The organism is Acinetobacter sp. AC1-2 (assembly GCF_016124155.1).
GTDB lineage: Bacteria > Pseudomonadota > Gammaproteobacteria > Pseudomonadales > Moraxellaceae > Acinetobacter > Acinetobacter calcoaceticus.
Window position 1 is genome coordinate 1671856 of sequence record NZ_JABFFO010000001.1, and the last position, 14272, is coordinate 1686127.

The window sequence follows — 14272 nt, forward strand, 5'->3', positions numbered from 1 at the left end:
CCTTATGCTTTATTTACAAATGGGCGGATTTCAATATTGTTTTTTACAAGCTCGGCTTTAATGGCTGCCGACATCTCCAGTGCACCATCGGTGTCGCCATGTAGGCAAATGGTGTCGGCTTGAATTGGGGTAAATACACCGTCAATTGACTCAACTCCACCATTTTCAAGCATTGAAACCACACGGCTGGCAACAAATGCCGAGTCGTGTAAAACCGCTCCTTCTAGGCGGCGAGAAACCAGTGAACCATTGCTGTTATAGGCACGATCAGCAAATGCTTCAGACACGACTTTTAAACCAGCCGCGCGTGCTTGCTCCACTAAGTTTGATCCAGCCAAAGCCACCAAAACCAATTCAGGGTTATACATTTTAATTGCATCAATCACTGCGGCTGCCTGCGCTTGGTCATGTGCAATGGTGTTGTAGAGCGCGCCATGCGGTTTAACATATTGCACTTTTGAGCCTGCCACTTTTGCCAAACCATCGAGTGCAGAAATTTGGTAAAGCACATCGGCAATCAATTCGTCACGTGACAAATCCATATTACGGCGGCCAAAGCCAACAAGGTCTGGGTAAGACACGTGAGCGCCAACAGTCACACCAAGCTCCACTGCTTTACGAACCGTTTTTAAAATGCCGAGCGGGTCGCCAGCATGAAAGCCACAAGCAATATTGGCACTGGTCACGACAGGTAAAATCTGGTCATCATTGCCCATTTTCCATGAGCCAAAGCTTTCACCCAAATCACTATTTAAATCTACAAACATGGCATTATTCCTTTATTATTGAACAAAGTCTGGCTTAAAGCTTGGTCAAATAATTAAACACTGTCGTAAACGACATATAGCCCATCCACCACGTCAACAGACATGTTAATCCACCCAAAATAAGTAACCATTTTGGATAGTTATAATTACCCATTAAATCTTTACGGCACGCAGCAACATACACAAAAATTGTAAGGCCAATTGGCAACACTAAACCGTTAAAACCACCGACAAAAATGAGTAGACCTGCTGGAGTTGCGCCCAATAACACATAGAGCAATAAAGCCAATGCGATAAAAGTAATGGTCGTATAGTTGTTTTGTTTTGGTGTTAAGTTCTTTTTAAACACGTTAAAGAACGACACTGAAGTATATGCTGCACCAATAGTGCTACTAATGCCGGCAGCCCAGAAAATTAAACCAAATAATTTAAAACCAAATGTGCCCGCTGCATATTGGAATGCTTGAGCTGCCGGATTGGCGTCATGGCTGGCTAAATCAATATTTGCACCACTCACCACTACACCTAAAAATGCTAAAAACAGCACATAGCGCATGATGCCGACAACAATAATACCCTTGGTTGCAGCTTTAGCGACTTCATCAATATTTTCAGGGCCAACAGCGCCTTTATCGAGTAAACGGTGTGCGCCTGCATAGCAGATATAACCACCAACCGTACCGCCGACAATGGTGGTAATAATGGCGAAGTCAATCTGATCTGGAGCAAAGGTCTGATGTACAGCTTGTCCCACAGGAGGCATCACAATCACGGCAACAATAATGATCAGGAGAATTTTAAGCAATCCCAACACGATCATGCTTTTATCCATGGCAAGCGTTGCTTTTCTTGAGGCAAAAATCAAAATGGCTAACGCACCACTTAAAATACCGCCCCACTTTGTATCTAGGCCAAAAAGCGCATTTAGACCTAAAGCCGCACCTGCAATGTTACCAATACTAAAGAAAAAACCACCTAGAATGACCAGAAAAGCCAGTAAGTAACCACTGCCGGGAATTGCTTTATTGGCAATATCCGATGCACGCATTTGAGTGAGTGTGACCACTCGCCAAATATTTTGTTGAACTACATAATCAATCAGAATAGAAACTAAAATGGCAAAGCCAAATGCCGCACCTAACTTCACTGTAAATACAGCAGTTTGGGTTAAAAATCCGGGTCCCATTGCAGAGGTCGCCATCATAAAGATTGAGGCAACAATGGCCCATTGGCGATCTGATAAAAAAGAAGATTTCAGTAAAGACATATTAATGCGTTCCTCATCCATTTGAGCTTAACAACGCTATTTGCAAGTTGAACCAAGAACACCATTTCTTTCCCAAACGATATTCTTTAATCCTTTTAAATGACAAAGATTCCCTGTTCCCCAATCAACACAATCGGTGATCAAATCTTGTATCTAAAATAAAAACATAGCTAATCCCTACGGACAATAAGACTTTTTACATAAAATAAAAAAATCAAATATTTGATTTTAAATGATTTAATGTTTATTAAAAAATCAGGATAAGTTTTACTTATCAAACTTCATAAGCTGCTTTTATGACTTTTCATGCAAGCAGCCTATTTAAAATAAGAAAAAATATTTTATAAAAATAATAACAGCGCTTATTTTTGGATTTTCTCATTGAGGCTTTTCATGGCACTTTCCGAGACTTTAACCGCAACCTCTGTCAATTTTTCTTTCAAGGCAACGTCATTTCCTTGAATGTAGATCGAGGTGAAATGAAAGGTCTTTAACTGAATCGGTGTATTTAATATTTCCAGTCGACCATCTGTAATTTCTTTTAAAGCGGTTAAGGTCGGCACGACAGCAATGCCTAAGCCTTGCTCAGCTAAACGCAACAGAGTTGCTAATGAATAACTGGTAATTGAAAGTGGTTCATCAACGCCCAGTTCTTTCATTCTTGCTTTCAATTCTTTATAGGGATAGGTAATTTTTGGGTAAGTTAAAATGGTATGAGACATGAGAGCTTTAAAAGACATTTGAGCCACACAGCCCTTAAATGACGGTGAAGCCAAAAAGCTTAGCTCAAAGTCACACAAGGCCTGTTCAATACATTCAAAAGCCAAAGTTGGCCCAAGCAAAAAGGCCATGTCCAAATCGCCTGTACGCACACCTTCTTGTAGGTTAGGTGTTAGGTCCACCACAATTTCTACTGAAATTTTTGGAAACTCTTGTTGAACCTTTTCGATATATTCGACTAGCCATGTATAGACAATCGTTTCAGAAACGCCTAAACGAATTGTACCCGTCAGATGCTGATTTTCAGTGAGTTCAGCCACCAGATCTGTTTCTAGTCGCATAAATTTTTCGGCGTACTTAAACAAAGTTAAGCCTTTGTGCGTTGGTTTAAACTGCCGATAGTTTCGATCTAAGACTTTAAAGCCTAATTCATTTTCAAGAGATGTGATTTTTTGAGATACCGCAGGCTGGGTGGTTTGCAATTTAGTTGCAGCCTTATTGAAGCTATTTAAAGTCACAACCCAATAAAAAGCTTCCAGATTCTTTAAATTCACGTTTCATCCTGTCTTAAAAAACTCCTCTACTTTTATAGTATGGAATTTCTTAGCGTGATTAGGCTAGCCATTTATTCATTTTTATTTGAGTTTGGCTTATTTCACTCTCACAAAAATAATATCAAGGTCTTTTTTGGGTACAAACTTGGTTTTGGTCATCTGAAATTGAGTTGGGCTAATCTTTTTGACTTGCCCATCCCAGCAAAAAGAAACCAGTTCATTTTTATCGCGCTCAATGGTTAACTTAAAGTTTTCAATCGGCTTTGCCCAATTTGCACCCGTCGTCAAAATATAACCCAAAGCACTAAACGGCGAATTTTCTGCACTAGCTTTTTTTAAGCCCTGCTTAAATTGATTATCCATACAAAATTGTCGGCTATCTTCCTCGGGATATAAGGCAACAGAACCACCCACCAAAGGTTTATATTCATGGTGAATTTTAGTCAAACTATTGGCTTTAAAGGTTTGCTTCCAACTATAGATCACTTGAGATGACCATGGGATTACATCATCTTTTTTAAAATTGGCTAAAATTTTCTGTATTTGTGGTTTATTACATTGCTTTAGCTTATCTACATAATATTCATAATCATAGTTATTACGCAGCCACGGGTTGAGCATATCTTTTTCACTAAAACCGCATTGCTTAAACTCATCTGTTGCATCAATCAGCGGTGATTTTTCATCTTTTTGAATAAACGTTCTGACATGCATTTCCGGTTTTATATTTTTCCCATCTACCACGATCTTAAAACTTTTTAGAAGTTCTTTTGTATGGGCAAAATCAGACTCAAAAAAATTATCAATGCGCGGTAGTGGAAATAAAATGGTTTCAGTGACCTCTTTATTGCTTAGGTTTTTATAGAGGTAATCGACCTTAATCAATTTTTTACTAATAAATAGATCTTCGCTTTGCATGGCAATCTGCGAATTTTTGAGATATTGAATCCCACCCGTACCGACATAGCCCGTAGAATCATTGGCTACACTATAGGTCGATAGTTGAATCAATACAGCAAAAGTCATTACAAGCTTTTTCATTTTAAAGCGCTCTATGTCATTTTCTAATTATGGAGTGTCAATCTGTGGTAAATCATATTATATATTTCACCCACAAAAAACCGTCTAAAGACGGTTCATTCATACATTTAAAATCTAATTCATTTTAATGATAATTTAGTTTCTGCCTTATCATCCTTTTTTGCACACTAATTTTTCCAATAAAATTGGTTAGCCATAAAATACATTCATCACGATGTTCAAAATGAGGAATCAAACTTAAATCAATTTTTATATCTCTATCTGCCAAAGGCAAACTCAGGCAATATTCAAAATCGATAGAGTTATACTTTAATTTTAAATCTTTTTCTTCGGCCTGCTTTTTGATTTCAGCCATAATTCGATTGAGGTTAACAATCAAGTTGTTTGAAACTTGGTTATTTTCATAAATACGTTCATATACATTTTCAGCAACGTCTATGTATTTAATTAACTCGGCATTTTCATTCATATTATTTATATTCCCCTTTTTTTAAAGATTATGAACAGCTAAATGTTTAATTGCGTTACTTGACACATTGCTTATGTGAAAAACGTATATTTTTCTTTATCAACAAATACACCTAAGATATTGTTATTTATTATGATTCAATAGATTTATGCACATTTGTATACATTTAATATTTTCTAAAATCTAAATTTAGACAATGTTAAAAGTTAGTTAGGATGGGATTAAGACAAAAAAAACCGCCCCAGAAGGCGGTCGCTGAATTTAAAACCAGCAGTATATAGAAGTGTGGTGGACGGTCACTTCTATATTCTTTTTATGAAGGAGTTTTATTGGTTTTACTAAAATCTTCAGATTTAAAATAATTGATAATCATGTCTGCATGCTCTTCTTTTTGAGGAGCTACAGATACAGGAAATGCATCTTTCGACATCTTAAAACCTGGTGGAAGAAATTGCGAAATTGGTGGTAATTTAGGTTTTCCACCTTCCGTAATTCGTTCAATAAAACCAGCTAGCCAAAGAAGATACTCTCCTTCATTTGCAAATTTTGGCATGACACTTAGGTCAATTTGAACTTTGCATTCACTTAAAGGTTTGGTTAAGTTCTCTTCAAAGTCTATATAGTTGAACTTGAGCTTAAACTCAGTTCCCTTGATCGCTTTTCGAATCTGACTAATTAAACAGTTAAGATTCTGAGTAATGTCATCAGTGAATAAGCTATCTTTTTTAATATTTTTATAAACCTTTTCGGCTACAGCTAAATACTTTGGCATTAACCTCTCTCCGTACTATTGTTATAAAGTGCTGATCTAAAAATCTTTTATGACTTTGATTATGCTCAAAGAAATGTAAGTAAAGGTAATCTTATAGGTGCGGTTTGTAAGTAATTAGCATCTTATGTAAAGATAGCCTAAAAAACACCTAAAAAAATTATGGTTTTGATAACTCATCCACAAAATGAATGGTTGAATAGAGATAATTAGAAACATTTACTTTCATATTATTTTATACCAATTGGTAAAATTAATATGTTTTCATCTGTTTATCACGTCGTATCAAACCCAAAACAGATCTACGCACTCTTATTTCTTCTTCAGAAAAAGGCAAGTGTTCTGTGAGTTCGTGAATTGGGAGAGAATTATTTTCTATCAAGAAACAGTCTTGCTCTGTTGTCCAGTTAGAAGTAGTTGATTCAATTTGCTTTAGATAACGTTTCATATTTCCTAGCAGACTTGTTTGCAATCTCAAGATGCCTGTCTTTAAGACGAGCTTATCCCTTAGATTTTATGGTGATCTTAAGGCTGAACGCGATTATAGCAGTCTGTAGATGGGATGTTCAGCTCATAGCCTCTAATAAAAAAGCCCACACACTGTGGGCTTCCTACTCATTATTTTGCGGCATTCACCCCAACAATAAACTGACTACAATTAGAACCTTCAGATGCGTTACCTAATTGCTTTTCAGAGAATTTGAATTTGGATGCAACAGATTCATAATCTTTTTTAAGGCTTTGACCTGTGAGCTCACCTAGCTCTTTTACTTGTTCAGGTTTCAAGATCCCATGCTCAACCGCTTGGTTTACCATTACACATGCTGTGGTCATCGCGTCATAACGTGCAGCAGTTTTAGAGTAACCTAGAGCGCCTATTACTCCACCAACAATTAAGCCAATAATTACCGCTAAAGTTACGTGCATTTTATTCATTTTTTAAATACCTAAAAATCTAACCATAAAGAGGAGCACTTCAAAAGGTTGTGCTCAAGTTCAGTTAGGATAAATGTATTTATCTGATATCAAAAGTTAGAATCTGTCAGATTTTTTGATAGATAAAGATATTTCTAAATCATCAAGGTAAAAAAGCATTTGTTAGGAATACAAATCCGACAGAGAAAAATGCATTATCGTGATAAGAAATTTGATTGCCATAACTTGCATCTAATTGAACAAAGTCCTTATAGACCATGTATCTAAAACCTGTCTGGTAAAAAACATCATTTCGGTCATTCCCATATACTTCGGCAGTGAGCGTTAATGGATGAGTAAGTTGTGTTTCGGTTCCAATTCCCCACGTGGTCTGGTCTTTATGCGTGGTATTTTCATGTAACCAACCGAGGTTGGCATGGATTAAAAATTTATCATCGAAAGTAGAAACACTTAATGGAACGTTAACAGTCCAATCTTTCCTTGAAGAATCTTTAGTATTCATTTGAGTGCCAAAAGAAAAACCAACTCCCCAATTGTTGGTTTCTAAAGGCTTTAATAAGGTTTTACCTTGTAAGGTTGCATAGCTGGCGTGCTCAGTATCATCGTTTACTCTTCCCAGCCCTACAGCAAATTCAAAATTACCGCCAAAATTACAGGCAGGCATTGCCCAATATTCTTTGTTGTCAGGATTATGCTGCATCCATGTTTCGAGTTGACAGGTCTTTGAAGAAACAAGAGCTGCATCGTCAACAACCATAGGTCGTCCACTATGGCTAGCGTTAGATAAAGTCAATAAACAGAAACCTGAAATAAGTGAGCGTTTCTTTAAAGTAAATACCACTGGCATCACTCCCATAAGTTATGGAGCATATGCGAGTACTGCAACGCATCATGATTAAATCATGGGCTAATAATAGAAATGAAAAGATGAAAATAAAAAACCTCTTCTTGCATCCACAAAAAGAGGTCTGTTAGGACTTCAGTGGATACTTAGACTATTACCGATCGACTATCGTCACTCGAACAAGTACTCACATTGAAGCTCCTAAAAATTAGTTGGGCGGATTCTAAAATTACCTTTGTTAAATATCAAGTTAAAATTTCGTGACAGTCTAAACCATAGACTAATCGTTGAATCAAAGCAGAAAGTTATTGTAATTTTTTACTTCTAATGAGCGATTAACTCAATGCTATTGATAAATGGAGTTAGCCTAATTAATTTATAGCCAATAAATCTTTTTTGCTTTTAATATGTAAAGTCCTAAATCCTAGCTCTCCAGATGGAAGAATATCTTTTTTAATACTATCTCCTATCATGTAACACTCTTCAGGGTTTTCCCTCGTAATATTTAAGATTTTTCTATACAAACATTTTGAAGGTTTACCTACGCCAAAATCACCAGAAACAAAAACCATTTTAAAAAAAGGCAGCAGACCTGAATAAAAAATCTTCTGATATTGAATATATGAATCACCATTTGTAATTATGTAAAAATTACTATTTAGGTTTTTAAAATAAACATCTAAAAACTCAGAATTTACAATTAATTTTTTTATTGCAATCGGTCTAAAATAGATCGACATGGGAAACGGCTTTTCACAAAAACATAATCCTTTAATATATTTATAACAATCTCTTTGAAAGATATCCACCCATTTATAAAATTCTTCTAATTCATCTCCATAAAAATATTTATCAATCCAAAACAATTCATTAACACCAATCCCTACAGAAAACATATAATCGAAAAAAGGGCTACTTTTAAAAATATAATCACAATAATCTATGAAATCACTATATAAAATATTACTATTAATAAAATCAAATACTTCAGCGATACTATTTGCATCAACATTAGAGTCAATTAAAGTACCATCCAAGTCAAAATAGTAATTATAGGTCATAAACAATTAGCCATCTTAGTCATTAGCTCATGCTTTTTAACCTTACCCGTTGCTGTTTTGGGAAGTTCTGCTAGGATGAACTTGTGAGGAGTCTTTAGTTTACCTAAATTCTGTGAACAATATAGAAGGAGATCATCACTGATTTGTTCTAGATTCATCGTACTTTCAATAAATGCTATAATTTTTGTTTCTTGTGCTAAATTACTATTAATACCTATTACAGCAACATCATCAATATATTTATATTTCAATAGTATATATTCAATTTCCAAACTAGAAACATTTAACCAATCATTATCATTTTCAATAAATATTAAGTCTTTCTTCCTATCCTTCAATTGTAGTGAACCATCTGAATGGATTACAGCTAAGTCACCTGTTCTAAACCAATTATTCTCTATAGATTCATCTGTCATGGCTTTATTTTTATAATATCTACTAAAAAGGGTATTTCCTCTGATTAATATTTCCCCAATATCTTTTCCATCATGTTTAATCAATTTACCTTCATTATTAATTAATTTAAATTTTGAACCAAAATGTGGAGAAACTATTCCTTGTTTACTATGAAAATCAACATAATCATCCAGTGATTTAAAATCAGTAAACTTAGATGATGTAGATGTAATAGAACCTAACGATTCATTTAAACCATATTGATTGACCAAATTAATTTTTAAATCATAAAATCTATTTAATAATTCAGGAGAAGGAGAAGCTCCTCCTATCATTAGATTTAAATAATTTAAACTATCGGAATTATCATGAAATGCTAATGATTTTAATAATCTTGGTGAGCCTGCTAAATGAGTAACATTAAAAAATCTGATCTTTTCCAAAACATCTTCTATGTCATTAAGCAAATTATTATCATATATAATTTGTGTAGCTGAACTAGCAAACAATGCCCAAATATGTGCCCAACCATTACCATGGAACATAGGCAACGACCAAAAATATACAGTTTTAATATCTAAATTAAAAATTATAATTTGACCTAAAGCCTGTAAATAAGCAGTTCTATGAGTATAAACAACTGCTTTTGGTAAGCCTGTAGTTCCTGAGGTAAAATTAATAGCAAGATCATCATACTCATTAATTACTGGAAATACTTCATCAGTGTATGTGTCGTTTTTTTTCAAACAGCTTTCATAAATAAAAAATTTATTTTCTTTTAATTTATCAAATTTATTTTCAAATGAATGTGGAACAATGAAAAATAATTCATTTTCCACATTAATAATACTTGAAAATTTATCTTCGGATAGATTAAGAAATAAGAATTTAGTCTCTGAAAATTCTAGTTGTTGAATTATTTCACTAATTGAAAGATTAGGATTGATAGTAACAACAACCCCACCCGCCTTAGCAATTGCAAAATGTAACTCAATAACCTCCATGCAATTCATTGATAATATAGCTACTTTTTCTCCTTTCATTAGGCCATTTTTAATGAAAAAATATGATATATTTTTTATTCTGGTATAAGTTTCACTAAAAGTGTAGCTATGCCCCTTATCATAAAAACTTATATTATCCCCATGAAAATTATAACTTTTCTCTAAGAACTCCAAAGGGGTTAATTGATTTATTGAATGTAAATATTGTGACATGAAATTATTCTCCATTAATAAAAATCAATGAGTCCTCTACAATTTCTTGTCTAGCTTTTTCGTCAATATAGTATGACCAATGCTTTTTACTTGGGCCAAAAAATCTGTAAATAATTTGGATTCCTAAATGCTGCATAAAAGAATCTACAACAGTATCTTTTTCTAACTTATTAAATTCTTTAAAATACTCTTCTAAGAATATACTCATATATCTCTTAGCATCTTTTTTATGATATATAGAGCTCATATATATTTCTGAAAAAATATAGGCCAAATCATATTGTGGCGATCCAAGATGAGACTGTTCAAAATCGATAAAAACAATTTTGTTACTATCAATAAGAATATTTCTTGAGTTAAGATCACTATGCAGAATGCAATATGATTCTGATATATATTTATTTTTAATTTTAATAATATTTTCGAATGTTTTTTTGTCTACAAATTTTTCTAAACCATCATATTGTAAAAGCAACTTAAAATCTCTAAATTTAGTATTATATAGCTTTTTAGCTTCATTAAACTTCAGAAAGGATTCTTGATGCAATTTACCTAGAAAATATGCAATTTCACGTATATGGTTTTCAGTAAAAGTTCCTTTTTCAAGGAAATTTATAAAAGTTTGACCATTTAGAAACTCCATAATAAAACTAGTAGAACTCTCATTTTCACGAATAATTAATGGAATTTTTATATTACTATGATTGTGAAATAATTCTGAAACAATTTTTTGAACATCAAGTGCAAGTGTATATCTTTCCTCTTTAGGTATATTGGGAATGTTATAAATTTCACTTTTAGCTTGATCCATATATTGTTTGAAAATATATTTTTTTTCATTGCTTTTAAAGAAAACTAAATTATTAAATAACCCTCCATCTTGCAATCTAATTTCAGTTATATTGCCATTACCAAAAGTTTCTTTAACACTTTGAATATCCAACATATTACAACTCCAAATTCAGTTCATCAAATACAGAATATATTCTTTCATAACTTCTAGATAAGTTTATTTTACTGATATATTTATTTTCATTCTTTATATCATTAATTATAGTTTGTGACGATTTCACACCTACCACATCCAGAATTTGACTCCAAACTATCCAATCATCTTCAACAAATACATCCATAGCAATATTTATAAATTTCCTTAAAATTGCTTTATGTTCATTTTTTAAGTTTTCTAAATTATTTAAAATAATAATTTCAAAAACACCTGCATGAGCGTTTTCATCTTTTTCATGCAAACTCACTAAATGTCTATTAAAGGGTTGTACTGTTTCATCTTTTGAAACTAAATTTAAAAATTCATAAATACTCAATTCACCTACAAAACACCATGCTACAAGTGCTAAATCCTTCTCAATTTCACTCAAATTTTTACTGCAAATTTCTTTATAACGTCTATAAATTAATGCTTTTTTATTTAATTCATCTACTATATTTTCCTGTAAATTTCTCCATTTAATTGTGTTTTCTATAGCTATTTCATGCATATACGAATGAAATGTTTCATCAACAAGGGTCTGACGTATTATTGATCTATCCGTCCCTTTAATATTAAAGATATGATCAAGTTCAATCAGTTTTTGTATGGCGGGTGCAACAATAAGTTCTTCTGTTTCTACAACTCTTTTATTCCAATAAATCCACGCTAAACTATCTATATAGTTTTTTTTCTCTATATCTAACTCTAAATATAATGGATGTTGGTGAAATGGTATCAGTGTTTCTGGAAATTCACGAAAAGACTGATCAAATAGATTTGCTCTATACTCTTCAAATCGTTTATCGCGCACTGCCGCCCTTTTTGACCAGCTCTCAGCCATTACTTGGCTTCTACTATTTGTATTTATTTTAATATTCATAATATTTTTCTTCAAAAATTGATAATATTGAATCTAATTTATTCGAAACAAATTCTAACTCTTCATCATCAATAATTAATGGCGGACAGAAGTAAATTTTATTTTGTAGAACTAAAGTAGAGATACCCTCATTTAGTAATTCTGCCTTTAGAAATTTTATTTCTTCTGAATCATTCAAAAATGGTTCTCTAGAAGCTTTCGTTTTTACTAATTCTATGACCCAAAATAAGCCTAGACCTCTTACATCTCCAACTAATTTATTTTCTTTCCACCTTTTTGCTTGATTGTTTGAAATTTCTATACCAAGAAATTTGGCTCGGCTAATCAAGTTATCTTTTTCCATTATTTCTATTGCAGCCACAGCGCTAGCACAAGCAAGCGGATGCCCATAATATGTTCCGCCACCAGGAAAATATTCAGTTTCAAAAGTCTTAGCTATTTTTTCAGAAATAGCTACTCCTCCTAAAGGGATGTAACCTGAATTTACACCTTTGGCAAAAGTAATTAGATCTGGTACAACTGACCAATTGTTTACAGAGAACCATTCTCCACACCTACCGAATCCCATCATTACTTCATCACAAACTAATAGAATATTGTGTTGATCACATAACTGTCTTAGTTGTTCTAAATAGCCCTGTGGAGGAACAATTCCTCCATTTGAGCCAACTATAGGCTCTATAAAAATTGCAGCAATATTTTCAGGTCCTTCCCCTTCAATAATATTTGATAGGTGGGCAATAGCCCTATATGTCTCTTCTGCTTCAGATGTAGAAAAAAACTTACTTTGATAACTATTTGGTCCTTGAAAATGAATTACCCCCGGTATACCTGGCTCATTTTTCAATCTTCTTTTATCACCTGTAAGACTCATGGCTCCAGCCGTGGACCCATGATAACTATTGTACATTGATAATATTTTGTGCTTTTTAGTATGGATTCTTGAAATTTTTATAGCATTTTCTATTGCTTCTGTACCGCTATTAGTAAATAGAATTTTATTCAGATCGCCAGGTGTATGCTTTGCAATCAGATTAGCAGCTTTTATTCTAGCTTCGGATACAAACACTTGAGAAACAGAACACAATGTTTCAGTTTGTTTTTTTATTGCATCAACCATAGCTGGATGCTGATGCCCCAAATTTAAATTTACTCTTTGACTACTTAAATCAAAATATTTTTTCCCTTTTTCATCAAAAAACCATACCCCTTGCCCACCTACAATTATTGGAGACTCTTCTCCAGTTTGCACAGACCATGATCTAAATAGATTTCGCTGTTGATGATTTTTATCCATTGGTAATTATCCTTTAATTAAATAATTCGTACCAACGACCAAATGATGTCTATGATTACTAATATCATCTACATTTACGGTCTTCATCATCCATCGCGTCCAAGCTGCTTCTGGATCATTTAACTCAATAATCTCTTTACCATGTACAGAATAATTATTAGCAACAGCTATAAAATCACCTGGTAACATTTGAACTCTTTTTTTCATGCTGTGCATAACTGCGATAACTTTATCTATAAGTCCTTGATGAACTGGGCTAACTGCAACCGTTCTATTCTCAAAAAAACGGATATCATAATCACCACTAAAAATAGGATGTTTGTTTGCTTCACCAACATCATATTTTCCATCTAAGACAGTCAAATCATCAAAAGGAGTATAAAAATTTGGGCTTCTAAGTAATGTAATTTCTTCTTCTGAAAATTGATTATATACATCCAAATTTCTCACAAAGGTAGTACACACTGAATTTTCGATTGGCGATCTTATCGAAAGCATATGAACATAATCTGGTCTTACGAAATGATTTGCCAAGTCTTTATGAAAATTGATTGATTGATATGCTTTTTGAGATTGCGTGTTTTGAAGTTTTTTTGATGGATAAATATCCTGAAAAACATCTCCGTTGTTAACATTTACATAGCCAATTGCTGTACTAGATGACAAATGTGAAATTAGAGCTAAACAAGCTTCTGAAATAAACGTTTTCTTTAATTCATATTTCGACAATACTGGTTTTTCATTATCAAAAACTGGGACATTCTCATCGTATGGCATATTTTTAATAAAAAGGAATGGTTTTTCTATAAATGAGCCATTGCTAAATTTTTTAAATACACTAACAAACTCTTCAAAATTATTTAGCTCAAGTATTTTATTTTTTATTCCATTTACCTGAATAGAAAATGCTTCATATTGTTTATAAGGATCTGCTGTTATTTCAGAAAATAAATTTTCTAAAATAAATTTCTGTTCATTGGTTAGAATATAATCTTCTTCCATTTCACATATTGTATTATTTTTCATATTAAGCCTACTTTAGTGTTGTTAGCTCAAAAAAGAA

General features: G+C 33.1%; 15 protein-coding genes. All 15 read right to left on the reverse strand.

The genetic code is table 11. The features are described from left to right. Positions 1-2 precede the first annotated feature (2 nt). The 15 genes from HL290_RS07740 to HL290_RS07810 all read right to left on the reverse strand — a co-directional run bounded on the left by HL290_RS07740 (position 3) and on the right by HL290_RS07810 (position 14235). Entirely contained in the window at positions 3-767 is a 765-nt protein-coding gene (locus tag HL290_RS07740; RefSeq protein WP_198496095.1) for a LamB/YcsF family protein, read from the reverse strand. A gap of 34 nt (positions 768-801) precedes the next feature. Continuing rightward, positions 802-2055, reverse strand: coding sequence for an NRAMP family divalent metal transporter (locus HL290_RS07745; protein WP_003650999.1), 1254 nt, complete (start codon positions 2053-2055; stop codon positions 802-804). A 341-nt stretch (positions 2056-2396) separates the two neighbouring features. Further along, positions 2397-3308 (reverse strand): LysR family transcriptional regulator MumR, encoded by a 912-nt coding sequence (gene mumR / locus HL290_RS07750; RefSeq protein ID WP_198496096.1) that lies wholly within the window; start codon positions 3306-3308, stop codon positions 2397-2399. A gap of 96 nt (positions 3309-3404) precedes the next feature. Then, the gene (locus HL290_RS07755) at positions 3405-4349 is read right to left on the reverse strand and encodes a DUF4424 family protein (RefSeq protein WP_198496097.1); all 945 of its coding nucleotides are present in this window, start codon (positions 4347-4349) and stop codon (positions 3405-3407) included. A gap of 124 nt (positions 4350-4473) precedes the next feature. After that, positions 4474-4818, reverse strand: a complete 345-nt coding sequence (locus HL290_RS07760; protein WP_045435682.1) for a hypothetical protein — start codon at positions 4816-4818, stop codon at positions 4474-4476. Positions 4819-5131: 313 nt separating this feature from the next. Next, on the reverse strand, positions 5132-5590 hold the full coding sequence (locus HL290_RS07765) for a hypothetical protein (protein ID WP_003650983.1): 459 nt from the start codon (positions 5588-5590) through the stop codon (positions 5132-5134). Between the two features lie 250 nt (positions 5591-5840). Next, positions 5841-6035 carry a hypothetical protein gene (locus HL290_RS07770; RefSeq protein WP_198496098.1) on the reverse strand — a complete coding sequence of 65 codons (195 nt, stop codon included), beginning with the start codon at positions 6033-6035 and terminating at the stop codon, positions 5841-5843. A 170-nt stretch (positions 6036-6205) separates the two neighbouring features. Beyond that, the gene (locus HL290_RS07775) at positions 6206-6523 is read right to left on the reverse strand and encodes a hypothetical protein (RefSeq protein ID WP_005041709.1); all 318 of its coding nucleotides are present in this window, start codon (positions 6521-6523) and stop codon (positions 6206-6208) included. Positions 6524-6665: 142 nt separating this feature from the next. Continuing rightward, complete coding sequence (locus tag HL290_RS07780; protein WP_198496099.1) at positions 6666-7370, reverse strand: hypothetical protein; 705 nt, start codon at positions 7368-7370, stop codon at positions 6666-6668. Between the two features lie 368 nt (positions 7371-7738). Continuing rightward, positions 7739-8428, reverse strand: a complete 690-nt coding sequence (locus tag HL290_RS07785; RefSeq protein WP_003650979.1) for an HAD family hydrolase — start codon at positions 8426-8428, stop codon at positions 7739-7741. After that, positions 8425-10041, reverse strand: a complete 1617-nt coding sequence (locus HL290_RS07790) for an AMP-binding protein (protein ID WP_198496100.1) — start codon at positions 10039-10041, stop codon at positions 8425-8427. The genes HL290_RS07785 and HL290_RS07790 overlap by 4 nt, the downstream gene beginning before the upstream one ends. Before the next feature lie 4 nt (positions 10042-10045). Then, positions 10046-10987, reverse strand: coding sequence for a phosphotransferase (locus HL290_RS07795; RefSeq protein ID WP_198496101.1), 942 nt, complete (start codon positions 10985-10987; stop codon positions 10046-10048). 1 nt (position 10988) lies between these two features. Next, on the reverse strand, positions 10989-11912 hold the full coding sequence (locus HL290_RS07800; protein WP_198496102.1) for a diiron oxygenase: 924 nt from the start codon (positions 11910-11912) through the stop codon (positions 10989-10991). Further along, positions 11902-13209: an aminotransferase class III-fold pyridoxal phosphate-dependent enzyme gene (locus HL290_RS07805; RefSeq protein WP_198496103.1), complete on the reverse strand. Its 1308-nt coding sequence runs from the start codon at positions 13207-13209 to the stop codon at positions 11902-11904. Before HL290_RS07805 ends, HL290_RS07800 begins: the two co-directional genes overlap by 11 nt. Positions 13210-13215: 6 nt before the next feature. Beyond that, complete coding sequence (locus tag HL290_RS07810; RefSeq protein ID WP_133746369.1) at positions 13216-14235, reverse strand: hypothetical protein; 1020 nt, start codon at positions 14233-14235, stop codon at positions 13216-13218. Positions 14236-14272: the final 37 nt, after the last annotated feature.

Coding starts and splice junctions, on each gene's coding strand:
- HL290_RS07785 (WP_003650979.1), bottom strand. CDS start 8,428: ATGACCTATAATTACTATTTTGACTTGGATGGTACTTTAATTGACTCT.
- HL290_RS07800 (WP_198496102.1), bottom strand. CDS start 11,912: ATGAATATTAAAATAAATACAAATAGTAGAAGCCAAGTAATGGCTGAG.
- HL290_RS07810 (WP_133746369.1), bottom strand. CDS start 14,235: ATGAAAAATAATACAATATGTGAAATGGAAGAAGATTATATTCTAACC.
- HL290_RS07805 (WP_198496103.1), bottom strand. CDS start 13,209: ATGGATAAAAATCATCAACAGCGAAATCTATTTAGATCATGGTCTGTG.
- HL290_RS07770 (WP_198496098.1), bottom strand. CDS start 6,035: ATGAAACGTTATCTAAAGCAAATTGAATCAACTACTTCTAACTGGACA.
- HL290_RS07765 (WP_003650983.1), bottom strand. CDS start 5,590: ATGCCAAAGTATTTAGCTGTAGCCGAAAAGGTTTATAAAAATATTAAA.
- HL290_RS07775 (WP_005041709.1), bottom strand. CDS start 6,523: ATGAATAAAATGCACGTAACTTTAGCGGTAATTATTGGCTTAATTGTT.
- HL290_RS07760 (WP_045435682.1), bottom strand. CDS start 4,818: ATGAATGAAAATGCCGAGTTAATTAAATACATAGACGTTGCTGAAAAT.
- HL290_RS07780 (WP_198496099.1), bottom strand. CDS start 7,370: ATGCCAGTGGTATTTACTTTAAAGAAACGCTCACTTATTTCAGGTTTC.
- HL290_RS07755 (WP_198496097.1), bottom strand. CDS start 4,349: ATGAAAAAGCTTGTAATGACTTTTGCTGTATTGATTCAACTATCGACC.
- HL290_RS07795 (WP_198496101.1), bottom strand. CDS start 10,987: ATGTTGGATATTCAAAGTGTTAAAGAAACTTTTGGTAATGGCAATATA.
- HL290_RS07790 (WP_198496100.1), bottom strand. CDS start 10,041: ATGTCACAATATTTACATTCAATAAATCAATTAACCCCTTTGGAGTTC.
- HL290_RS07745 (WP_003650999.1), bottom strand. CDS start 2,055: ATGGATGAGGAACGCATTAATATGTCTTTACTGAAATCTTCTTTTTTA.
- HL290_RS07740 (WP_198496095.1), bottom strand. CDS start 767: ATGTTTGTAGATTTAAATAGTGATTTGGGTGAAAGCTTTGGCTCATGG.